Origin of the sequence: Pseudomonas savastanoi (assembly GCF_020917325.1) — a bacterium.
GTDB classification, from domain to species: Bacteria; Pseudomonadota; Gammaproteobacteria; order Pseudomonadales; family Pseudomonadaceae; genus Aquipseudomonas; species Aquipseudomonas amygdali.
Genome location: NZ_CP076652.1, coordinates 879,167 through 901,365 on the forward strand (window position 1 = coordinate 879,167; position 22,199 = coordinate 901,365).

The window sequence follows — 22,199 nt, forward strand, 5'->3', positions numbered from 1 at the left end:
CTCCCGCATGTCTCTCGACTGGCGGGCCTTAGTGCAGCTTCATCCGTGGTTCGGTGCCTTTGCCGATCTTGCTGCCCAGCATCAGCATCAGGGTGCGGAAGGTGCCGTACAGCGCCATCTGGTGCATGCGATACAGCGACACATAGAACATCCGCGCCAGCCAGCCTTCAAGCATCACGCTGCCCATCAGGTTACCCATCAGATTGCCGACTGCCGAAAAGCTCGACAGCGAGATCAGTGAGCCGTAGTCCTTGTAGGTGTACTCCGGCAAGGTCTTGCCTTCGATCCGCAGGCGCAGCGATTTGGCCAGCAACGACGCCTGCTGATGAGCAGCCTGAGCGCGTGGCGGGACGTTGCGGTCGGTGCCTTTTTGCGGGCAGGCGGCGCAGTCACCGAAGGCGAAAATATTTTCGTCGCGGGTGGTTTGCAGCGTCGGTAGCACTTGCAACTGATTGATCCGGTTGCTCTCCAGCCCATCCAGTTCATGCAGAAACGCCGGAGCCCGAATACCCGCCGCCCAGACTTTCAAGCTGGCCGGAATGACCTGCCCGCTGGCCGTGATCAAGCCATTGGCGGTCACTTCACTCACAGCGGCATTGGTCAGCACCGTCACGCCAAGTTTTTCCAGTGTCTTGTGTACCGGCGCGCCGATACGCTCTGGTAATGCAGGCAGCACCCGAGGCCCGGCTTCGATCACGGTAATGCGCAGGTTTTCCGGCTTGATCTGGCCCAGTCCGTAAGCGGCCAACTCGTGCGCCGCGTTGTGCAGTTCTGCCGCCAGTTCAACACCAGTAGCACCTGCGCCAACGATGGCAACAGTAATTTCCTGCGCGCTGTCAGCCTGACCTGCGTGAGCACGCAGATAGTGGTTGAGCAGTTGCTGATGGAAACGCTCGGCCTGCTTGCGGCTGTCGAGAAACAGGCAATGTTCCGCAGCGCCCGTGGTGCCGAAATCATTGGTGGTGCTGCCCACGGCGATGACCAGCGAGTCATAGCCCAGACTGCGTGCCGGAACCAGTTCGGCACCGTTTTCATCCAGCGTTTCGGCCAGGTGAATCTGGCGACTGGCGCGGTCCAGCCCGGTCATACGCCCGAGCTGGAACTGAAAGTGGTTCCACTTGGCCTGGGCCACGTAGTTCAGCTCGTCCTCATACGAGTTGAGCGAACCGGCCGCTACCTCGTGCAACAGCGGTTTCCAGATATGCGTCAGGTTGGCGTCGACCAGCGTGACACTGGCCGTGCCTTTCTTGCCCAGGGTTTTACCCAGGCTGGTCGCCAGCTCCAGACCGCCAGCGCCGCCGCCAACGATAACAATACGATGCGTCATAAGGATTACTCGGAAGGTTTAAGGAATTCGCGGGGAGCCTGATCTTCGCGAGCGCAAGGCAGCTCATAGCGTCAGAAGGCTCAATAAACGGGTTTATCACGGCAACACCGGGATCAGGAGCGGCCTGCGCTCGACTGGATGCCGGTTTGCCTGAAGGTACTCTTCGACACACCTTTGCGGTTCCGGGTTCAGGTGGCGGCTCAATTTATGCGTTGTCTCAAGCGTGCTGACGGGCAGGGGGCCAGGGATCAGTGATTTCCAGCGGCTCTACCTGCAACACATCGTCCAGGCGGATGATGCCGCTTTGTAACACTCGCGCAGTGATTCCGCCATGCCCACGCACCGCCTGAAAGGTTCCGCGACCAAGGCGCTGCTCCAGACGCGCACAAGGCTGGCACCAGCCAGTGGTTTCAAAAATCGCCTGGCCGATGCGAAAGCGTCGGTTTTTCAGGCTGAACAGATTAATGCCGCTGATCACCAGATTGCGCCGCAAATCCTGCGGCACGATGGGGTTATCCGCAAAGCGGTTTAGCAACGAACCGACCACCGCCAGATGCTCCCACTGGATCAACGTCACCTGCCGTGCATTGCGCGGGCCAGGTCGCGAATGATCGCCGGTCAGCCCCGCTTCGCGCCGCGCTTCCACCGCGTCCAGTTCGATCATCTCGACCCGCGACTCCGGACGCACACCAATCCAGCGCACACGGCCTTGTTGAGGCACATCGGCCAGCAGTTCCTGCAAGGGGCTCATAAACTGATTCCAACATCGAAAACGACACTGCGCCCCAGGTTGGTACGCAAAAAGTCCGGAGCGCCCGGATGCGCGAACAATACCCGAGCAAAGGTCGGCCCCACCAGCGACAACGAACGCCAGCCCTGACGCAGGTACTCGGTCGGTGGCGGAAAATGACTGTTGAGGTCCAGCACCTCGCGCTTGAGGCTGGCGAAGGCGATGATATCCAGTCCGCCCAGGTCAATGCCGCGTTCGCGATAATTGGTGGATTTCTTGCGCAGGGTAGGGGCGAGTCGGTGCAGCAGTTCAGAGGCGGGAATCCGTTTGGGCTTCGCTTCCCGACGTACCAGCTGGCTCAACGAGAAAGCGCTACGTCGTCGCGCCAGCTCCTCACGCCACTCGTCATTGAGACGACGGCCCTCATCGAGCACAAAAAACACCTCGAAACGCCCGTCACGAAACAGCACATCCGGCGGCTCCTGAGTGGCCGGCGTGAAGTCCTCATTGCGATGCGCAATGTTCAGCCCCTGCAACAGGCGCTGACAAACCCAACGCTCACGCTCCCACTTCCGCGCATTGGAAAGAAAGGCGTTGGCTTGTTCGGCCTGGATCGTCAACAGGCGTAGGTAGTCTGAGTCATCCATAGGGCCAAGCTTAGCGTTCAAGTTGCCATGACTGGAAGAGTGAATGCAGGGGTGTAGACTGGCAATTCATTTTTTGATCGCTTGCGAAAAAATGCCCGCAGGCGCTGCTTTTATCGAGGCTCTTCAGGATAAGCCAAAGGGCTTTCTGGGATCACGCCACACGGTGTTCGCCATTCCCTAAATGCGCGATTACCGCTATCGCCTCATCCTTCATCGAGAGGTGCGCGTTGTGCCGCAGTACGCAGGCGATGACGATAAAGGGCTGTGGTTACAGTTGCGCGACGGGCAGCTGATCAGTCAGCCGCCTAAAGCTTTTCTGTACGGCGCCGAAGGCATGAAAAGCCAGTCAAATGGTACTCAGAATATGCATTCAGGAATTGGATATTGAAAGCTAATGCACTCTTCGCCGGGCTTTTATTTTTTTGTCTTTCAGAGGGCGCATTGGCATCAATGCAAAAAGGCCAGGATGCGTACAGTCAAGGACTGTATGAGCAAGCATTTTCTCTCTTCCAGAAGGAGGCTGCCAAGGGCAATGCTGAGGCCGAGTACTACATCGGGTTGCAGTATGAGGAGGGGAAAGGTGTATCCAAAGATACGCTAAAGGCCTTTGAGAATATCTCTGCCGCCGCACAACAGCGGCTGGTGCTGGCTCAGTACAGGTTAGGTTTTTTTTATGAAAACGGTATTGGCACAGCTGTAAATCTATCAAAGGCTGCTGACCTTTATAAGGTCGCTGCGGAGCAAGGTTTACCTGCTGCACAGTCCCGATACGCACTTATGCTTGGCGAAGGAAGAGGCGTAGAAAAAGATGAAGCGTCAGCGGTTGGCTTCATACAGCGTGCCGCTGACAGTGGTGATGCCGAGGCGTTGAATATTCTGGGCGTGGGGTATATCGAAGGTCGTGGTGTCGGCCGTGATGCGGTCAGAGGTTTTCGCTTTCTTAAATTGGCAGCCGAGAAAGGCGATCTCCTGGCGCAACGAAACCTTGCTAAAAGCCTCGCGGAAGGAACGGGTGTCGAGAAAGATGAGCATGAGGCATTTAAATGGTATGAGAAATCTGCTGAGGGAAACGACCCTATCGGTCAACTGGCGCTGGGCCAAGCCTATGAGTATGGCAAAGGTGTAGATCAGAACTATGAGAGCGCCCTTGCTTGGTACCGGCGCAGCGCTTCAACTGGCTATGCCCCTGCGCAGTACAAGATTGGATATTTTTATAGCGTTGGCAAAGGGACAGCGACGGACTACAAAGAGGCTCGTTATTGGCTTAGGCTCTCAGCTACTCAAGGGCTTGCCGTTGCGCAGGCTGATCTGGCAAGTCTTTTTGAATCAGGCCGTGGCGGTGCTGTTGATAACGCCACAGCTGCAAAGTGGTATCGATTGGCTGCGGCTCAAAGTATGCCTCGTGCGCAGTATCAACTTGCGCTCATGTTAAAAGAGGGGCGTGGTGTTGAGCGTAACTATGCAGAAGCGCTGCTGTATTTTCGTGCGCTCTCTGCGGAGCGCATTGCCTTTGCGGAAAACGAGTTAGGCAACATGTACAAATATGGCTATGGTGTTCCCCAGGATTACTCGAAAGCTATGGACTGGTACTGGAAAGCGGCAGGACAGGATGACGACGTCGCTTTCGCGAACCTTAGCCTGCTTTATGAGAAAGGTCTGGGTGTTTTGAGAAATCCAGTGATTAGCTATGCCTTGATGAAGTGCGCGTCTAGCATAAACCCTGACAGCGAAGTCTATAAAGATGCGATAGATAAGGTTGCGCAGGAGATGGATTCCGGAAAGGCTGTGGATGGAGACAAACTGTCGCACGAGACTTGTAGAAACAAGAGCGTTGCTGTTGATAACTATCTGAAATAAGAATTTTGCACAGCTTATTGACGATTTGGAAAGCGCGTCATCCTGGTCTGAAAAAGGGCGGGGGTGGTGAAGGTGAAATTATCCTAAAGCAGGAACCTGGCAGTGTTTATTTTGGGTTTGGCGGTTTATGTGTTGGGCGGTATAGGTCTCTATTATTTTACCGGTCATTTAACAGCTGCCGTTGAGGTGATGGATGCCACGTATGCCTGGATTTATCTTGACGCGGGAGTTCGAATATCGACCTATCAGTTTACTTGCTTTGGTTGGTCGACAGTATGCCACGCTTGTTGGATGGCACTTTTCTCGCCAAAGGGTGTGGTGTGGGTAGGCAGTATGAGATTTTCAAACGTCGTTTATTTGTTTTTTAGAACGCTCGGTTATTTGTTTTTCTGTCTTTTTATTCTGGCGATTGTTGGAGTGGGGGTTGCCAAGAGGCCATTTTCTGACTTTCATCAATTCTTTTCCATACTGGTTCCCTGTCTTTTGCTGGGAGGCTGGGTTTGGTCTGCACGAGATTTTCTGATTGCGGTTTATGGGCTCAGGAAAATGAGCGTCAGGTGAATATACCCTTGAGAGGTTGACCACAGCCGCTTGGAGTCAGGCGACTGTGAGGCAGCCTTCGTGAGTAATGCGGATCGCCGCCCCGGTGACTTCGACACCCGTTGGACAGAAGCAGAGTTGCCTGCGCATTGAGGACTATCAATGCCCCCGGTGCGGAACCTCCAGATCACCCGAGAACAACTCATCCTCGGCATCCGGGCTCACCGGAATCGCATGCTCTTCAGAAGCCCAGGCTCCCAGGTCGATCAGTTTGCAGCGCTCTGAGCAAAACGGGCGGCTCGGGCTGGCGGCGCTCCATTCCACCGGGGCATCGCAGGTTGGGCATTGGACGGTCATTGGTTGGCTCATGATTGGCCTCCACGCAAAGTAAGGTAAAAATGGTGCAGCCGCTCGACTTCGCTGTTCAGCCAGGCGTGATCGCGGTCATTGACCAGCACATCGTCGGCATGACGCAAACGGTCTTCGCGCTGGATCTGCACCTTTAGAATGGCTTCGACCTGCTCCTGGCTGGAACTGTCGCGCAGCATGGTGCGTTCTATTTGCACCTGCTGTGGCACATCGATGACCAGCAGGCGCTGCACCATGCGGTATTGTCCGGATTCGATCAGCAGCGGCGAAACCAGAATGGCATACGGCGATTTGGCCCTGGCCAGATGGCTGACGATTTCCTGATTGATCATCGGATGCAGCAGTGCTTCCAGCCAGCGTCGCTGCTCCGGGTTTTCAAAGATCACCTTGCGCAGCGCGCCACGATCCAGCTCGCCGCTGGCCTGCAACACGCCTTTACCGAAGTGCGCGGCTATCTGCTCCAGCGCTGGACGCCCTGGCTCGACCACCCAGCGGGCGGCATGGTCGGCATCCACGGTGTCGATGCCAAGGTTGGTAAAGCACTGTGCCGCTGCACTTTTACCGCTACCAATGCCGCCAGTCAGGCCAAGAATCCAGGGTTTTTGATCAGGGTGAGTCATCTGAAACCGGCAAACTGCATGTAAGAGTCGGTTATTTGACCACCCCAGAGCAAAGCGATCCAGCCCGCAATGGCCAGATAAGGACCAAAGGGGATCGGCGTACCGCTTTCAACCCTGCGCACACGCATCATGATCACCCCGAGCACCGCGCCCACCAGTGATGACAGCAGGATGGTCAACGGCAGAATCTGCCAGCCGCCCCATGCGCCAAGCATGGCCAGCAACTTGAAGTCGCCATAACCCATGCCTTCCTTGCCGGTCACCAGCTTGAACAGCCAGAACACCGACCACAGCGCCAGATAACCGGCCACCGCGCCCCAAAGCGCATCGTTCAGCGACGTGAACAGCCCGAAAGCGTTGACGATGAGGCCTAGCCACAGCAGTGGCAGCACCAGAGAGTCAGGGAGTAACTGGTGATCGGCATCGATCAGACTCATCGCCAGCAGGCCCCAGCTCAACACCAGCATCGCCGCCGCCTGCCAGCCGAAGCCGAAATGCCAGGCGATGTAGGCCGACAACACTGCGCAGGTCAGCTCGACCAATGGGTAGCGTTTGCTGATGGGGGCTTTGCATTGTGAGCATTTACCGCGCAGCAGCAGATAGCTGATGACCGGCAGGTTTTCCCACGGGCGGATTTTGTGCGCGCAGTACGGGCAACTCGAGCGGGGGCGGTTCAGGTTGAAGGCAGGCTGATCGGGTTCGGCAGGCAGGCCGAGCATTTCACGGGATTGGGCTTTCCAGTCTCGCTCCATCATTTTGGGGAGGCGGTAGACGACTACGTTGAGGAAGCTTCCGACGATGAGGCCGAGTAGGCAGCAGGTAATGACGAAGGCCAGCGCGGAGCTGGCCAGGAGGTCGAGGAGGGGCATGTCAGACGACGCTTCCGAGTTTGAAGATGGGGAGATACATGGCAATAACAAGGCCGCCGACGATCACTCCCAAAAAGGCCATGATCATAGGTTCCATCAGGCTGGTCAGGTTGTCGACCATGTTATCGACTTCATCCTCGTAATAAGTAGCTACCTTGTCGAGCATGGTGTCCAGGGCGCCGGACTCTTCGCCAATGGCTGTCATCTGGATCGCAAGGCTTGGGAATACTCCCGTAGATCGCATCGAGAAATTCAATTGCATACCTGTGGAAACGTCTTGCTTGACCTTATTGACTGCATTTTTGAACACTACATTGCCTGTGGCTCCAGCAACCGAGTCCAACGCCTCTACAAGCGGTACACCAGCGGCAAAAGTCGTAGCAAGTGTGCGCGCATAGCGAGCTACCGAAGATTTGAAAATAAGAGGCCCAATGAGTGGTGCCTTTAGCAAAAGACGATCAAGTCCGTCGCGAAATTTTTGAGATTTTTTGTAAGCCCGTTTAAATAAAAAAAATCCTGAAAACAATAGGCCAACGATTAACAACCACCACTCCTGAACAATTTTTGAAAGACCAATAACCATTAGAGTGAACGCAGGTAAGTCCGCACCAAAACCAGCAAACACGGATTGAAACTGCGGTACCACTTTGATCAACAAAATACCTGATACAATAATCGCTACGATCAACACGGCGATTGGGTACGTCATTGCTTTTTTTATTTTAGCCTTGAGCTTTTCCGTCTTTTCCTTATAGCTTGCCACTCGGTCCAGCAGACTCTCAAGTGCCCCTGCTTGCTCACCGGCATCTACCAAGTTGCAAAACAAGTCATCGAAATATTCCGGTTTCTGTCGCAATGCCGTCGCAAAGCTGTTGCCGGCCGACACCTCCTGCTTGAGTGAACCCACGAGCGTACGCATGTTCGGGTTTTCAGCACCCTCGCTGATGATGTCAAACGACTGCAGCAATGGAACGCCGGCTTTCATCATTGTGGCCATCTGCCGAGAAAAAAAAGCTATATCCAGTGGCTTTATTTTCTTGCCCTTACCGAAGATCGAAGCGGACTTCTTGCGCACTTTGGTCGGATTGATGCCTTGCTTGCGCAGTTGTGCTTTTACGAGTGCCAGGTTATGGCCGCTCAGTTCTCCACTGGTTTTAGTGCCTTTCTTGTCCACACCTTCCCACGTGTAAACGATGACTTTGACTGCCTTGCTGGCCATGTTTAATCCTTGGTCACGCGATTGACTTCTTCAAGGCTGGTGATGCCCTGCATAGCTTTCGAAAGGCCCGAGGTTCGCAAGTCGTTGAAGCCGTCCTTACGCATCTGCCTGGAAATCTCTAATGAGTTGCCTTCTTCCATGATTATGCGCTCCAGTTCCGCTGTTTTCTTGACGACTTCGTAAATACCGACCCTGCCTCTATAGCCACTATTGCAATGCTCACAGCCCACTGGGCCATAAATCTTGAAAGTGCCAATCTTATCTTCAGGAAAACCTTCTCGAATCAGTGTCTCGCGAGGAATATCGAGTTCTTTCTTGCAGTGGCTGCACAACTTGCGCGCAAGGCGCTGCGCAATAATCAGGTTGATTGCTGTAGCAATGTTGAATGCTGCGACACCCATATGATGCAGGCGAGTCAGGGTTTCTGCCGCACTGTTGGTGTGCAGGGTTGATAGCACCATGTGGCCGGTCTGTGACGCCTTGATGGCGATTTCGGCAGTTTCCAAGTCGCGAATCTCGCCGACCATAATTACGTCGGGATCTTGACGCAGGAACGCGCGCAATGCCTGAGAAAAGTCCAGCCCCTGACGCGGATTGACGTTGACTTGGTTGATACCTTCCAGGTTGATCTCCACCGGGTCTTCGGCTGTAGAAATGTTGATGTCTACGGTATTGAGGATATTCAGGCCTGTATACAGCGAAACAGTCTTGCCGGACCCAGTGGGACCAGTTACGAGAATCATGCCCTGCGGCTGTTTCAGCGCTTCCAGATATAGTGCCTTTTGTTCTGGCTCGTAGCCCAGAGCATCAATACCCATCTGCGCGCTGGTCGGGTCTAGGATCCGCATCACAATCTTTTCGCCCCACAGTGTGGGCAAGGTATTCATACGAAAATCGATAGCCTTTGTTTTGGACACCCGCAACTTGACCCTTCCGTCCTGAGGTTTGCGTCGTTCCGAAATATCGAGGCTGGCCATGACCTTCAGGCGCGCAGCAATACGGTTTGCCAGATGGATCGGCGGTCTGGCGACCTCGTGCAGGATGCCATCGGTACGCAAACGTACACGGAAGATCTTTTCGTAGGGCTCGAAGTGCAAGTCGGATGATCCTAATCGGATGGCATCCATAAGCATTTTGTTGACAAATCGCACTACTGGAGCATCGTCAGCATCATTCTGTGTAGCTAGAGAGGTTTCCTTGCCATCGGCCGGTTCGATATCCAAGCCCAGATCGACATCTTCCAGATTACCTAGACCGGTATCACTGTCAAAAAAGCGATCTATTGCAGTGGTCAGCTTGTCATCTTCTACCAGAATCGCTTCGGTATTCAGGCCAGTGCTGAACTGAATATCGGTGACTGCCTGATGATTGGTCGGGTCCGATATGCCAATGAACAGCTTGTTCCCACGTCGCCACAGCGGCAAGGCATGATGCTGTCGAACCAGCTTTTCACTCACTAGGCCTTTAGGCTGGCTTTCTTTGTCCAGACTGGCGAGGTCCATGAATGGCACGCCAAACTGGTCGGAAGCCATCTCTGCCAGTGTCAGACTTTTGACCAGTTTGTTCTGAACCAGATAGCTCACCAACGAAATCTTGTCGCGGCGCGCCTGTTGATACGCTTGTTGCGCAACAGATTCAGTAAGTAGCTCGGCGAGGACCAATTGTTTGGCCAAGCCAGTGAGAACAGCATCAGTCATAAAACCACCAGACACAGACAATGGGTGGGTTATAGCGCAGTCGGGCGGTGCTGCCAAATGGCAGAGAGACATGTGACGAAAATTGTCAGTTTCTGCTGATTTCTGAGCCTTTCAGAGTCGTGTATTTCGCATATTCTTGCAGCAGTCAGAGCTGCGGTATTGTTGGCACGACCTATGCTTTCTCGATCGCAAGGCACCACATAATTGACGCCTCGGAGAAGTAGCAATGAAAGCACAAAAAGGTTTTACGTTAATCGAACTCATGATCGTAGTTGCGATCATCGGCATTCTAGCTGCCGTCGCAATCCCTTCATATAACACTTACACACTAAAGGCCAAGGTTTCTGAGGCCTCCGCAATTTCTGCGCCGGCGCAGCAAGCACTTGCGCTGGCTTTCAATGACGGTAGTCTATCGGCTGCAACAACAAATGCATCTTTAGGTTTGCCGGCTGCTGCTAACATAAATAGTAAGTATGTTGCTTCTGTTACTGCTGTTGGTACATCAGCAACGCAGGGGACTGTTACAGTTTTGATGCAAGCTACCGGTAGCGCTGACGTAGACGCAAAAACCGTCGTATATTCAATGGTGTGTGTTGCAAGTGCTCAGTGCACATGGAGTGTTGGTGGGACGGTTACAACCGCTTATCTTCCTAAAACCTAATGGTTAAATCCTTTTTCTAAGGGTGATAGAGTTAGCCCGGTCGTCGACTGGGCTATTCTTTATGTTCCGTATGCAGTGAGCTTTAAGCGTTCCGTCCTGCTAAGGTTATCCGTGATAGCTATTGTATTTCGGTTGGTTATGACGATTTTCTGAGGAGGTATTAAATATTGTAAATAGCTCTTTGTAGTGCCTCAGTTTTGCTGTTGGCGTTTTCAACTAGTCTTGATGCTGATATCGCACTAACGCCAGTCACTTTTTCAGCTGTGTTTTACCACCTGCCAATTCAACCATTTCACCTCTCCGCTCCAGCCTAAGCCTATATCCAATCTCCGCAATCTCCGCAATCTCCGCAATCGCAGGCAGCAACTCCAGCCCCAACTCCGAAAGGCTGTACTCCGCAGAAGGTGGCGAAGTCGCCAGCACCGTCCTAATCACCACACCTTTCTCTTCCATCTCCTTAAGCTGATGCCACCGACGCCCAGCGTCCGGTCATCGCCAGACAAACCTACTTGAATGACCTGCTGGCGGATGGTCGTGATTACCTGCTGGGTAACGATTTTAGCGTTGCCGATACCTACCTGTTCGCGGTAACACGCTGGTCTGTCAATTTTGGCATTTCGCTGGAAGCGCTACCTGCTTTGCAAGCGTTCATGGCCCGAGTCGAAGCACGTCCATCCGTCAAGGCTGTACTGAAAGCGGAAGGCTTGAGCCTGCTAAAGACTCAGGTTAGACCCACCTATTGAAACGATAGCGCCCCCGGCGGATGCGCTTCGTTGCGGGCGCTTTGACTCGATTGCTGGGTGTTATCGCGATGGCATCGTAGGACATTTCAGCTTTTGTATTAGGTCACTTCCTGATTCACTTCGGTTACTAAAACGTCCGTTGATAGATATCCGAATCAAGCCCAGAATTACCCACCTGATTACTCCACACATGAGAAGAAAGGGGCTATTAACACCACCACATTACCCAGTCGCCTCCTCGGTGTGGACCTATACACCCCAGCAGAAGCGTCCTCATACACCGGCATTCCCTCCAAAGACATTCGCAGATGGATGTTTGGCTATAGAGCGGCAGGCGTCGATCACCCCGGCCTCTGGACGCCAGAGGTCGCATTTCTGAACGACAAGCTGCTTGGCTTCCACGACCTGCTGGAAATTCGTTTTGTTCATGCATTTCGCCAGCACGGCGTCAGCTTGCAAGCGATCCGCAGCGCCTCGTTACAAGCCAGAGAAATGTTCGGTCAGCTCTACCCATTTACGTGCAGACGTTTTCAAACTGACGGACGAGACATTTTCGCGACCGTCCTGGATGAAACGGGTGATGAGGCTCTGCTGGATCTGGTGAAGCGGCAATACGCGTTCAAGCAGGTCATTACGCCCTCTCTGTACGAGGGCTTTGATTACGCAGGTGAAGAGTCGGCAAAGCGCTGGTATCCGGTAAAGCGAAGCAAGGCAGTTGTTTTGGACCCGGCAAGGAATTTTGGCAAACCGGTGTTGGCAACAACGGGAATCGACACAGCAACGATCTATCATTCTTATCTAGCTGAAGGCCAGAACGCGAAGCGTGTGGCTTTACTATATGAGATTGCGCCTGTCGCAGTGAAAGCAGCCATTACCTATGAGCGTAGCCACGCAGCTTAAGATACGTGGCCAGGCAGTAACTGACTGCTCAGGTTAGGGATTAGCCTCTAACGCACAACCCCATCAACCCGAGCCCGCCCCTTAAACCTCTTCCTAACCCCAACCACAACCATCACCACCAACAATCCCACCACCACAAAAAAGATCGTGTTAAACACCGGAAACGGCTGATCACGGCTCGTCACCGCCTCAACCTCGGTCACGTTGGGAAACATCGACAGGATCGTTATCCTCCAGCCGTAATAACGAATCAGCGCAAGTTGCTGGGAATCACGCGAGTAGCCCTGGGCTTTGGCCTGGATGTCGGCGGAGTCGAATTTGAAGTACCACGGGAAGCTCCAGCCGGTGTCTTCGTTGCGGTAGACCACGACTTTCTTGGTGTCCGGGTCTTCGGTGTTGATGAAGTACACGTCGCGGGTCGGGCCGTCTGCCGGGTTTTCGGCGTTGATGACGCCGTCGGCGTCCATTCTTTTGACTTCCACGCCGGTGATCATCACGACATCATGGCGCGGCAGGACGTAATAAAGGCTTAATGCGCCGATCCCGAGTGCCACGAATACCACAAGCCAAATCGACCTTCTCAGCCACTTCATACCAGCGTCCTCTGTTTAAAATTGCGTGACTTTGCCCTAATCCGAACATTTCGAAGCAAAACAGTTATTACAAAATTCGACAAGGCCGTTGCAGATGGCGTTGTCTTCCGGAGATTTACATGATTTGGTTCCTTGAAGGGCAGTCCAGCCAGCGTGAAGTGATTATGGGCGCGCGCGATGCGCTGCCTGCGTCGGTGCAGATTATTGCCTCGCATCGCCAGCAGCGCTCCGAAATTACCGGGCAGGCCCATCTGGCACTGCAAGAGCCTGTCGATAATGAAGAGCGTATCGACTGGGTGCTGGAGACCGCTCGTTCGCTGGGCGTCCGGACTATTGTCGCCGGGCGTATAGGCAGCTTTTACGAAGCGCAGCGTGCACGTTTTGTTGCCGAAGGTTTGGACCTCGTCACGGGCGGAACGTCCCAGCAGACCTTCATGGATGTCGATGACAAGAGTCGCTTTACGGCGGCGGCCGAGGCGGCGGGTCTGGCGTGCATTCCGGGAATCGCCGCGAGCAGCGCCGAGGAGTTGCAGGCGGCTTACGATTCGTTGTCGGTGTCTGGCGAGGTCTGTATCAAACCGGTGGTCGGGATTTACGGGCGGGGCTTCTGGCGCTTCAAGGCCGATGTCGATGATTTTCGCTGTTTCGCCAATCCGGATGCGCGTGAAACGACTTTTCAGGCGTACCTTAATGCTTATCGTCAGGCCGAAGACGTACCGGCGATGCTGCTGATGCCGTATATGCCCGGCAGTGAATGCTCGGTGGACATGGTCTGTGAACACGGCAAGGCGGTTGCTTTTGTCGGGCGGCGCAAGGTGGGGTTGAATCAGACCTTCGAGCGCGACAGCGAAGCGGTGCAACTGGCGGTGCGCGCAGCGGAGCATTTTGCCTGCGACGGGCTGATCAATGTGCAGACCCGTGACGACGCTGACGGCAAGCCGCGTTTGCTGGAAATCAACCCGCGTTACTCCGGCGGGATCGGTTATACGCGTGAAACCGGCGTCAACCTGCCGGGTATTTTTGCGACACGCCGTCTCGGCTTGAAAGAACCGGAAACACATTGGCTTGAGGATATCCGCGTGAAGGCCATCACGGTCGCTGTACGGGCCACGGTTTGATCGGGATAATAGATTTTTGCTATCACTAATCGCTCTTATCAGGGAGGATCGGGCATGAAGCTTCTTGCGCCAGGTGCAAACACTGCTTTAGCTAACGCCCACTGCACCTGGAACCTGGAGAGCGGTAAGTCTTCGGTTTTTGGTGAGTATGCTGCCGTCGCCTTGCTGGCGGTCAACGAAAAGCGCCAGCCCATGGGCGACCCGGCGCTGCTGTATCATGAACAGAGCTGGATGGAGTGGAGCGGCGGGCCTCAGGATGTCGGCTGTACGCTCCGGCTGGACAGGCTCCCGGCTGGCAGTGATCGCGTGCTGCTGATGGTCTACGTCTACGCCGCCATGGGGCCGGTCCGTGATATTGCTAGCCTGCATCTCAAAGTGGATGCCGACATCGAGCATCGGCTGGATCTGCGCGATAACGGCGAAGCGGCGATCATCATCGGCGAGTTCTACAAGCGCAATGAACAGTGGAAATTCCGCGCGCTGAGCGAAGGCTCGGCGTATGGGCTGTCGGCGTTCGGGCGCAAGATCGGCCTGGACGTTGATGACCGTCACCCGCGCCACCCGTCTGGTGGCTCCGGTCGCGGGCCTCGGCATGAGTCGGCGACCGGCACGGCATTTGTGGTCGGCCCGGCGCACGTCATGACCTGTGCCCATGTCATCGAAGACATGGGCGTGTTCTACATCACTTCACTAGAGGGCCGTTACAAGGCCGAGCCAGTGGTGATCGACCGTCGCAACGACATCGCGCTGCTGCGGGTGCAGGGCGCGCCGCCGTTGTCTCCGGTTACATTCCGGGACGGGCAGGGCTGTGAGCCGGGTGATACCGTAGCGGTCCTGGGTTACCCGTTGGCGTCCATTTCCGGTGGCGGGCTGCAGGTGACGCAGGGCGGGATCTCCGGTCTGTTCGGTCTGCACAATGACGCCAGCCTGTTCCAGTTCACGGCACCGATTCAGCCAGGGTCCAGTGGCAGCCCGCTGTTCGACAACGGTGGCGCGGTGATCGGCATGGTGACGTCCACCGTGCCGGACGGGCAAAACATGAACTTCGCAGTGAAGTCCGCACTGCTGCTGTCCTTTCTGCAGGCATGCCGCATCGATGCGCCGCATGCCCGCCCGGAAAGGTCGTACACCACCACAGAAATCTCACGCGCCGCACAGTCATCGTTATGGCTCGTTGAAGCTTCTCGCCAATGAAGTCGGTGTTGCCTGCTCAAGTGGCAGGCGTCAGGGGCTGCGGCCCCGTTACTCAGGAATTTATCGATGGACAGCAGCGCAGCTTTTTCCAACCCTACAAAGCTTCGTGCTGACCTGCTTCGTGGTCGTCTCGACGTCAGCGTCGATTCGTCCACTATTGCCCCGGATTCTCTGTTCGGCTTCGCTGAACGACGCAACCCCAAGCGCGCATTTCTGTTCGTGTCCCGGGTGCTTGGGCGTCATATTCCCGCGCGTCCGGGCCTGATGCTGAAAAGCTTTCAGGACCTGGCGCACAAGATTCCGGCAGACCTGCCCGGCCCGGTGCTGGTCATCGGCATGGCCGAAACCGCAGTCGGCCTCGGGGCCGGCGTGCACCGTGCCTACAGCGAAACGCGCCCTGATGCCATGTACCTGGTCAGCACGCGTCATCCTACCGGCAGCGAGCTATTCGCCCGCTTTGAAGAAGAGCACAGCCACGCCAGCGCTCACCTTATCCATCTGCCTGTCGATCCGGCGTTACGCGAGATGATGCTTGGCGCACGCTCCCTGGTGCTGGTCGATGACGAGGCTTCGACGGGCAAGACCTTCATCAACCTCCATCAGGCGCTGGTCGAGGCCGGGCTGAGCAACATCGAGCGGGTGGTGACCTGCGTGCTTACCGACTGGTCGGCAGGTGCAGTCAGCACGTCGATGGGCGCAGTGGCCGAGCAGGTCTCGCTGTTGCAGGGCTCGTACTCTTTCGATGAAGACGTGAGCGCACCATTGCCGGACATGCCTGAGGTTGGCACCGTGGCAATGGGCGACTGGCCGCTGGTGACCGCCAATGACTGGGGCCGGATGGGGGTGTTGTCGGTTGCCGATACCCTGGCGCCAGGGCTTACCGTACAAAAGGGTGAACGCGTTCTGGTGGTAGGCACCAGCGAGTTCGTCTGGCGGCCGTTTCTGCTGGCCGAGCGTCTGGAAAAAGCCGGTGCCGATGTGCATTTCAGCTCTACCAGCCGTTCACCGATTGCACTGGGGCATGCCATCGACCACGCACTGTCGTTCTCCGACAACTATGGTCTGGGCATCCCCAACTTCCTTTACAACGTGCGGCCGGGTCAGTTTGACCGGGTGCTGATCTGCACCGAAACCCCAAGGCAGGCCGTACCCGCCGAGCTTATCGAAGCGCTGAACGCCGAGGTTATCTGCGATGAGTAACGACCGCCCGCTGATCTTCGTCGATCTGGACGACACACTCTTCCAGACCGCCCGCAAAACGCCCGCGAACATTGAAAAACATGTCGCAACGCTGGATATCAGCGGTAACGCCAATGGCTACATGACCAACGTGCAGAAGTCCTTCGCGCACTGGCTGCTGGCGCATTCCGATGTGGTGCCGGTGACGGCGCGCAGTGTCGAGGCCTACAGCCGGGTCAAACTGCCGTTCACTGCAGGCGCAATCTGTTCGCACGGCGGTGTGATGCTCGATGTCATGGGGCGACTGGACCAGGACTGGAACGAGCAGATGAAACAGACCCTGGCCAGCTATCAGTCGCGGTTGCATGAATTGTCTGCCACCACACTGGCGATTGGTCAGGAGCTGGGCTTTTCACTTCGCGGCTGGGTGGTGGAAGAGGCGCAACTGTTTCATTACGTGGTGACCAAGCACAACGAGAGCGATGACAGCGTCCTCAGCAAAGTGTTGGCCGAAGTGCAGGCCCGCGGCCTGCTTGACGGCATGCACATCCACGGCAATGGCAACAACCTGGCCTTTCTGCCCGAGGGACTGGCCAAGCGTTACGCGGTTCAGGAGTGGCTGCGGCGCGACAAAGCCATCAATGGCGAACGCCCGGTACTCGGTTTTGGCGACAGTATTACCGACCTGGGTTTCATGGATGAGTGCCACTGGTGGGCGACGCCTGCCCGCAGTCAGTTGGCGAAAATGTTTGTCGGAGCAGCGCATGAGTGATCCCGTTCACGGGCTCGATACGGTCGGCAGTGGCAGTTATCTGCACGACGACGTGCATTTTCTGCTGCGCAGCGTTGCGATGCAGACCACCAGCGTGGCGGAGAAGGAGCGCCTGATCCAGACACGCCAGAAGCACTATTCGGAAATGATCAGCGAGGAGTCCGCCCCCAGCGCCGCTCACAAGGCGTTGTATGAGCGTGCACTCAGCCAGAACGGTGCGCGTATGGCCGACGACGTGCAAGCCCTGGCGCAGGCGCTTGACCGCGAATGCACCGGCGCTGAAATCGTTCTGGTGTCTTTCGTGCGTGCCGGTTTGCCGCTGGGCGTGTTGTTGCGTCGGACCTTGATCGATCTGCACCGCGAAGCGCATCACTACGGCATCAGCATCGTGCGTGATCGCGGCATCGATAAAGTCGCTCTGGAGGCCATTATTCAGGCTCACGGCGCGCAGAACATCGTGTTTGTCGACGGCTGGACCGGCAAGGGCGCAATTTCAGGTGAAATACGTCGCAGTCTGGCAGGCGACACGCGCTTCCCGGAAGAGCCACGGCTGGTGGTGCTCGCCGATCCCTGCGGCTGTGCCTGGCTGGCGGCGTCGGCAGAAGACTGGGTAATTCCGTCCGGTATTCTTGGCGCGACCGTGTCCGGGCTGGTGTCTCGTTCTATCTGGCCGACGGACGGCGGGCTGCATGGTTGTGTGGTTTACGAGCAGTTGCAGGACCACGACGTCACGCAGTCTTTTATTGAACAGATCGACAGCCTGCGTCGTCAAAACAGTTCTACGCTCACGCTGACTCCCTGGACGCTGACGCAGCGAGCCGGGCTCAAAGACGCTGCAACGCATGTGGTCGACCGCCTTGCCGAGCGCTTTGATATCACTAACTTCAATCGCATCAAGCCGGGCATTGCCGAAGCCACTCGGGCGGTCATGCGTCGTGTTCCAGACCATGTGCTGGTACGCAATCGGGCGGACAGCGATGTGCAACTGCTGCTGCACCTGACCGAAAAAGCGGGGATTCCCGTTGAAGAAGTCGGCGATGTGCTGGGGCCTTATCGGGCAGTGACCATCATTCGGAGTCTGAGCTAATGGCCTTATTTTCGCCTTACGCGCTGGGGGCAACGCTATACATGCCCGCCACCCGCGATGACATCGTCGATGTGGTGTTCGGTGAAAAGATTCCCGAACTGCGTTCGCTGGTCGTGTGCCTGGAAGATGCGGTAGCGCTGATTGATGTCGATACAGCGCTGGTCAACCTTCGCCAGGTGCTGACCCGCATTCAGGACCGTGGCGGCCGCCCGGCCAACGGTCCGCTGTTGTTCGTTCGTCCGAGAGATGCCGCAATGGCGCGGATTCTCAATGACTGGCCGCTGATGGCGCACGTTGACGGGTTCGTTGTCCCCAAGCTTTCGCTGAAAAGTATGACGAGTTGGGAGCAGTCTGTTACCAACCCGGCGCTGGCGTTGATGCCTACACTGGAAACGCCGGAAGTGTTCGATCCGACGGCAATGGTCGAACTTGGGCAAGCGCTGAAAGCCAGTCTGTACGAGCGGATCATTGCGTTACGTATCGGTGGCAATGACCTGATGGGCTGTCTGGGGCTGCGCCGCAATCCGGCCATGACCCTGTATTCGACGCCCATGGGCTATGTGATCCCGATGCTGGCGGGAGTGATGGGTTCGCAGGGGTTTGCACTCACCGCACCAGTGTTCGAGCAACTGGCCACACCTGACATTCTGGAGCATGAACTGGCACTGGATATTACCAATGGGTTGGTCGGTAAAACGGCAATTCACCCCTCGCAGGTCAATATCATTCAGAATGCACTACGCGTCAGTCTGGAGGACATGAACTCCGCCCGGATGATTTTGAACTCTGTGGCCCCCGCAGTGTTCAAGTACAACGATGCGATGTGTGAACCGGCTACCCATTACAAATGGGCAACCCACATCATGGAGCGCGCCAAATGGCATGGAGTGTTATCCGCACCCGCTTCGATCATGGATGCCAGCATTCGACTCGCTGAGGCAGTTAGCTAGATGATAGAACCTGACCTTGAAACCGTAGAACCTGATATTGAACCTGTAGGACCTGATCTTGAAATCGAAGTGGAACAACGCCTGCTGGCGGTTTTCGATTTCGACGGAACCATCACCCGGCACGACAGCTTTGTGCCTTTTCTCAAGTTCGCCTTTGGGCAACGTGCCTTTTCCGTGCGCATGGCCCGCCTGGTGCTGCCGAGCATCGGCTATCTCGCCAAGCGTGTGACCCGCGACGAACTGAAGGGGCGCTTGATCAAGGCGTTTCTCAGCGGCGTTGAAGTGCAATGGCTGCAGCAAAAGGCCGAGGCGTTCTGCCAGTCGCACTGGAACCGCCTGATGCGCCCGGCTGCGCTGGAGTCCATCGCCGCCGAAATCGAGAAGGGCGCCATTGTCACGCTATGTTCAGCATCGCCTGCTATGGTTCTGCAACCCTTCGCTAATCGCTTGAAAGTAGAGCTGATCGGCACCAATCTGGAAGTCATCGACGGCAAACTGACTGGATTGATCGAAGGCAGCAACTGCCGTTGCGATTCGAAAGTCGCACGCCTTGAAAGTGTTTATGGGCCGCTCACGCAGTTCCGGGTTCGAGCCTGGGGCGACACGCGGGGTGACCACGAATTACTCGCCGCTGCTCAGGATGCGCACTGGCGTTTGTTCCATCCGACGTGGCGTCGAGGCCGTTATAAAGGCCCCGTTAACGCCAAGTTACACAATCCTGATGGCAAAGATGGGCCAACACGGTAAGGCTGTAACACTTTTATCCGAATTCCGACGTTCACATGGAGCGAAAAATGGCACTCACTTTGGCAAAGAACCAGACGATCTCACTGGAGAAAACCGCTGGTACCGGCCTCAAGAAAGTCAGTATGGGCCTTGGATGGGACCCTGAAAAAGCCAGCGGTTTCTTCGGCAAGTTGCTCGGCGGTGGCGGCGGCGATATCGACCTGGATGCCTCCTGCATCATGCTCGACGCCGACAAGAAGCCCCTCGACCTGGTCTGGTTCCGCCAGTTGCAGTCGCGCGATGGTGCCATTCAGCACTCGGGTGACAACCGCACCGGCGAAGGCGCGGGCGACGATGAAACCATCAGCGTCGATCTGGAAAAACTGCCAGCCACGGTCAAATACCTGGTGTTCACCGTCAACTCGTTCACCGGTCAGAATTTCGAAAAAGTCGCCAACGCCTACTGCCGTATTGTCGATCTGGGCAGCCGCAACGAACTGGGCCGCTTTGATCTGTCCGAGAAAGGCCAGCACACCGGCGTTGTGATGTCCTATCTGGCGCGCACCCCCGCAGGCTGGGATTTCACCGCAGTTGGTCAGGTTACCAACGGCCGTACTGCAGATGATCTGGTCGAACTGGCCATCGGAGCTGTACGCGCATGACCCAACTTGTCCCAGGCGCCAACGCGCCAGTCGCTGCCGGTCCGTTGACGGTCGAGGTCAGCTACTCCCCGCTGGCGGATGCGGATATCGACGTGTCTGCATTCCTGCTGACCGGCTCCGGCAAGGTGCGTGGCGATCAGGACATGTGTTTCTACGGCCAGAAAAGCGTCAACGGCGGTGCGGTCCAGCAGACGGAAGCGTCGGCCGGGCGCGCTGTGTTCAGCCTTGACCCGAGCCGCCTGGATTCTGTCATCGAGAAGGTTGCCCTGACGGCAACCATCTACGAGAACAAGGCCAGTTTTGGCAGCGTGTCACGGTTGGCGCTGAGCATCACTGGCGGTATCGAAGCCGATATTCCTACCAGCGGCATGAAAGAAACCGCATTGATTCTGGGCGAGTTCTATCTGCGTCAGGGCGCATGGAAATTCCGCTGCGTCGCCCAGGGTTTTGCCGGCGGGCTTGAACCGCTGGCAAAAAACTTTGGCGTAGAGGTCGCAGCGCCCCAGGATCAACCTGCATCTGCATCTGCATCTGCATCTGCATCTGCATCTGCATCTGCATCTGCATCTGCACCTGTTCCCGCTCCTGCGCCCAAGTCGACCGTCAGTCTGAGCAAGATCACGCTCGACAAGACCCGTGCTTCGATCAGCCTGGAGAAATCCAGCGCCGGTTTCGGTGAGATTCGGGTCAACCTGAACTGGAACCGTCGCAGCGACAGCAAGGGCGGCGGCTTCTTCTCGATGAAGAAGAGCAATGCCATCGACCTTGATGTAGGCTGCCTCTTCGAACTGCAGGATGGCCTGAAAGGCGCGGTCCAGGCGCTGGGCAATTCGTTCGGTTCGCTCAACACCGAGCCTTTCATCAAGTTGATGGGTGATGACCGTACCGGCTCGGTAAGCGATGGTGAGTGGCTGCATATCAATGGCGCGCACTGGAGCAAGATCCGTCGCATTCTGGTTTATGCGTTCATCTATGAAGGCGCGCCGAACTGGAAAGAAACCGACGGGGTTGTCACCATTCATGCGCCGGGCCAGCCACCCATCGAGGTTCGCCTCAACGAAGAGGGTGGTCGTCAGGGCATGTGTGCAATTGCCTTGCTGGAAAATGACAACGGCGCAGTCAAGGTGACCCGCCGGGTGGATTTCCATAATGGCCACAGCAACATGGACAAGGCCTATGGCTGGGGCATGCGCTGGGCTGCCGGTTCCAAGTAAACAATACCGTGGTATTTCTGGGCTGGCTGTGCCGCCTCATGGGAGATAGACATGCTGGACTGGTTGAAAACAAACGCAACGGCTGCTCGCGACAAGCTGGCTTCGGAAGTTTCGAAGTTCAAGAACCGCGAATTCATGGAAGCTGTGGTTTCCGGCTGTGCGCTGGTATCGGCGGCTGACGGCGATATCAGCTCCAGTGAAAAGCAGAAAATGGCTGGCTTCATCCAGAACTCTCAGGAACTGAAAGTTTTTGACATGAAGGAAGTCATCCAGGGTTTTCAGGAAGCGTGCTCAAAGTTCGAGTTCGATTTTGAAATTGGCCGTGCCGAAGCGTTGAAAACCATCGGCAAGATCAAAAAGAAAGAAGATGCCGCCCGTTTGCTGGTGCGCGTCTGCTGTGCTATCGGTGGCGCTGATGGCAGCTTCGACGAGAAAGAGCGGGAAGTCTGCCGCACGATCTGCCGAGAGCTTGGCCTGAACCCGTCCGATTTCGACCTGTAATTTTTTACCCTAAGGAACGCAGTT

The 22,199-nt window shown here is 56.0% G+C and carries 24 protein-coding genes and 3 pseudogenes; 16 read left to right on the forward strand and 11 right to left on the reverse strand.

Translation table 11 applies throughout. The annotated features are described in order from the left end of the window. Positions 1-28: 28 nt before the first annotated feature. From KP808_RS03835 to KP808_RS03850, 4 genes are all read right to left on the reverse strand, one after another. A complete protein-coding gene (locus KP808_RS03835) occupies positions 29-1,327 on the reverse strand; it encodes an NAD(P)/FAD-dependent oxidoreductase (RefSeq protein ID WP_044321605.1) in 1,299 nt (432 codons plus the stop codon). 96 nt (positions 1,328-1,423) lie between these two features. Further along, the gene (locus KP808_RS03840) at positions 1,424-1,531 is read right to left on the reverse strand and encodes a DUF3094 family protein (protein ID WP_080164415.1); all 108 of its coding nucleotides are present in this window, start codon (positions 1,529-1,531) and stop codon (positions 1,424-1,426) included. 13 nt (positions 1,532-1,544) lie between these two features. Then, positions 1,545-2,078, reverse strand: a complete 534-nt coding sequence (locus KP808_RS03845; protein ID WP_230017476.1) for an MOSC domain-containing protein — start codon at positions 2,076-2,078, stop codon at positions 1,545-1,547. Continuing rightward, positions 2,075-2,704: a DUF1780 domain-containing protein gene (locus KP808_RS03850; protein WP_003430735.1), complete on the reverse strand. Its 630-nt coding sequence runs from the start codon at positions 2,702-2,704 to the stop codon at positions 2,075-2,077. The genes KP808_RS03845 and KP808_RS03850 overlap by 4 nt, the downstream gene beginning before the upstream one ends. Positions 2,705-2,777: 73 nt before the next feature. On the opposite strand from KP808_RS03850, the pseudogene KP808_RS03855 reads away from it, so the two are divergent. From KP808_RS03855 to KP808_RS03865, 3 genes and pseudogenes are all read left to right on the forward strand, one after another. Then, positions 2,778-3,092 (forward strand): annotated as a pseudogene (locus KP808_RS03855) (hypothetical protein); the annotation flags it as partial. Next, entirely contained in the window at positions 3,089-4,561 is a 1,473-nt protein-coding gene (locus KP808_RS03860) for a tetratricopeptide repeat protein (RefSeq protein WP_230017477.1), read from the forward strand. The pseudogene KP808_RS03855 and the gene KP808_RS03860, both read left to right, overlap by 4 nt. Before the next feature lie 102 nt (positions 4,562-4,663). Beyond that, positions 4,664-5,122, forward strand: coding sequence for a hypothetical protein (locus tag KP808_RS03865; protein WP_230017478.1), 459 nt, complete (start codon positions 4,664-4,666; stop codon positions 5,120-5,122). Positions 5,123-5,260: 138 nt separating this feature from the next. On the opposite strand, the gene yacG is transcribed toward KP808_RS03865, so the two are convergent. The 5 genes from yacG to pilB are packed head-to-tail and all read right to left on the reverse strand — an operon-like array spanning position 5,261 to position 9,875. Further along, positions 5,261-5,470 (reverse strand): DNA gyrase inhibitor YacG, encoded by a 210-nt coding sequence (gene yacG, locus KP808_RS03870; protein ID WP_230017479.1) that lies wholly within the window; start codon positions 5,468-5,470, stop codon positions 5,261-5,263. Next, positions 5,467-6,090 (reverse strand): dephospho-CoA kinase, encoded by a 624-nt coding sequence (gene coaE, locus KP808_RS03875; RefSeq protein ID WP_230017480.1) that lies wholly within the window; start codon positions 6,088-6,090, stop codon positions 5,467-5,469. The genes yacG and coaE overlap by 4 nt, the downstream gene beginning before the upstream one ends. Beyond that, complete coding sequence (locus tag KP808_RS03880) at positions 6,087-6,959, reverse strand: prepilin peptidase (protein WP_230017481.1); 873 nt, start codon at positions 6,957-6,959, stop codon at positions 6,087-6,089. Before KP808_RS03880 ends, coaE begins: the two co-directional genes overlap by 4 nt. A gap of 1 nt (position 6,960) precedes the next feature. Then, positions 6,961-8,178: a type II secretion system F family protein gene (locus KP808_RS03885; RefSeq protein WP_003371261.1), complete on the reverse strand. Its 1,218-nt coding sequence runs from the start codon at positions 8,176-8,178 to the stop codon at positions 6,961-6,963. 2 nt (positions 8,179-8,180) lie between these two features. Continuing rightward, the gene (gene pilB / locus KP808_RS03890; protein WP_122281778.1) at positions 8,181-9,875 is read right to left on the reverse strand and encodes a type IV-A pilus assembly ATPase PilB; all 1,695 of its coding nucleotides are present in this window, start codon (positions 9,873-9,875) and stop codon (positions 8,181-8,183) included. 226 nt (positions 9,876-10,101) lie between these two features. Here pilB and KP808_RS03895 point away from each other — a divergent pair, with 226 nt between their 5' ends. Then, on the forward strand, positions 10,102-10,536 hold the full coding sequence (locus KP808_RS03895) for a pilin (protein ID WP_122281779.1): 435 nt from the start codon (positions 10,102-10,104) through the stop codon (positions 10,534-10,536). Between the two features lie 249 nt (positions 10,537-10,785). On the opposite strand, the pseudogene KP808_RS03900 reads toward KP808_RS03895, so the two are convergent. Continuing rightward, positions 10,786-11,001: pseudogene (locus KP808_RS03900) on the reverse strand (winged helix-turn-helix transcriptional regulator); the annotation flags it as partial. On the opposite strand from KP808_RS03900, the pseudogene KP808_RS03905 reads away from it, so the two are divergent. Together KP808_RS03905 and KP808_RS03910 are read left to right on the forward strand one after the other, a co-directional pair. Then, positions 10,998-11,279, forward strand: a pseudogene (locus KP808_RS03905) (glutathione S-transferase family protein); the annotation flags it as partial. The pseudogenes KP808_RS03900 and KP808_RS03905 sit on opposite strands and share 4 nt — an antisense overlap. 207 nt (positions 11,280-11,486) lie before the next feature. Beyond that, the gene (locus tag KP808_RS03910) at positions 11,487-12,179 is read left to right on the forward strand and encodes a DUF433 domain-containing protein (RefSeq protein WP_326839562.1); all 693 of its coding nucleotides are present in this window, start codon (positions 11,487-11,489) and stop codon (positions 12,177-12,179) included. A 47-nt stretch (positions 12,180-12,226) separates the two neighbouring features. Here KP808_RS03910 and KP808_RS03915 read toward each other — a convergent pair whose 3' ends face one another. Continuing rightward, the gene (locus KP808_RS03915; protein WP_011167731.1) at positions 12,227-12,772 is read right to left on the reverse strand and encodes a DUF1523 family protein; all 546 of its coding nucleotides are present in this window, start codon (positions 12,770-12,772) and stop codon (positions 12,227-12,229) included. Between the two features lie 119 nt (positions 12,773-12,891). Between KP808_RS03915 and KP808_RS03920 the strand changes: the two genes are divergently transcribed. The 10 genes from KP808_RS03920 to KP808_RS03965 all read left to right on the forward strand — a co-directional run bounded on the left by KP808_RS03920 (position 12,892) and on the right by KP808_RS03965 (position 22,175). After that, positions 12,892-13,890: an ATP-grasp domain-containing protein gene (locus KP808_RS03920; protein ID WP_005732338.1), complete on the forward strand. Its 999-nt coding sequence runs from the start codon at positions 12,892-12,894 to the stop codon at positions 13,888-13,890. A gap of 54 nt (positions 13,891-13,944) precedes the next feature. Then, positions 13,945-15,084 (forward strand): trypsin-like peptidase domain-containing protein, encoded by a 1,140-nt coding sequence (locus tag KP808_RS03925; RefSeq protein WP_230017485.1) that lies wholly within the window; start codon positions 13,945-13,947, stop codon positions 15,082-15,084. A gap of 66 nt (positions 15,085-15,150) precedes the next feature. Continuing rightward, on the forward strand, positions 15,151-16,284 hold the full coding sequence (locus tag KP808_RS03930) for a phosphoribosyltransferase domain-containing protein (protein ID WP_230017486.1): 1,134 nt from the start codon (positions 15,151-15,153) through the stop codon (positions 16,282-16,284). Then, complete coding sequence (locus tag KP808_RS03935; protein WP_122259827.1) at positions 16,277-17,035, forward strand: HAD family hydrolase; 759 nt, start codon at positions 16,277-16,279, stop codon at positions 17,033-17,035. The genes KP808_RS03930 and KP808_RS03935 overlap by 8 nt, the downstream gene beginning before the upstream one ends. After that, complete coding sequence (locus KP808_RS03940) at positions 17,028-18,122, forward strand: cysteine protease StiP family protein (protein ID WP_122281786.1); 1,095 nt, start codon at positions 17,028-17,030, stop codon at positions 18,120-18,122. The genes KP808_RS03935 and KP808_RS03940 overlap by 8 nt, the downstream gene beginning before the upstream one ends. Then, positions 18,122-19,072 (forward strand): HpcH/HpaI aldolase/citrate lyase family protein, encoded by a 951-nt coding sequence (locus KP808_RS03945; protein ID WP_058400350.1) that lies wholly within the window; start codon positions 18,122-18,124, stop codon positions 19,070-19,072. The genes KP808_RS03940 and KP808_RS03945 overlap by 1 nt, the downstream gene beginning before the upstream one ends. Then, the gene (locus tag KP808_RS03950) at positions 19,073-19,819 is read left to right on the forward strand and encodes an HAD-IB family hydrolase (RefSeq protein WP_058400351.1); all 747 of its coding nucleotides are present in this window, start codon (positions 19,073-19,075) and stop codon (positions 19,817-19,819) included. A 47-nt stretch (positions 19,820-19,866) separates the two neighbouring features. After that, complete coding sequence (locus KP808_RS03955) at positions 19,867-20,460, forward strand: TerD family protein (RefSeq protein ID WP_002552034.1); 594 nt, start codon at positions 19,867-19,869, stop codon at positions 20,458-20,460. After that, positions 20,457-21,674 (forward strand): TerD family protein, encoded by a 1,218-nt coding sequence (locus tag KP808_RS03960; RefSeq protein ID WP_230017487.1) that lies wholly within the window; start codon positions 20,457-20,459, stop codon positions 21,672-21,674. Before KP808_RS03955 ends, KP808_RS03960 begins: the two co-directional genes overlap by 4 nt. 51 nt (positions 21,675-21,725) lie before the next feature. Next, complete coding sequence (locus KP808_RS03965) at positions 21,726-22,175, forward strand: tellurite resistance TerB family protein (RefSeq protein WP_002552036.1); 450 nt, start codon at positions 21,726-21,728, stop codon at positions 22,173-22,175. Positions 22,176-22,199: the final 24 nt, after the last annotated feature.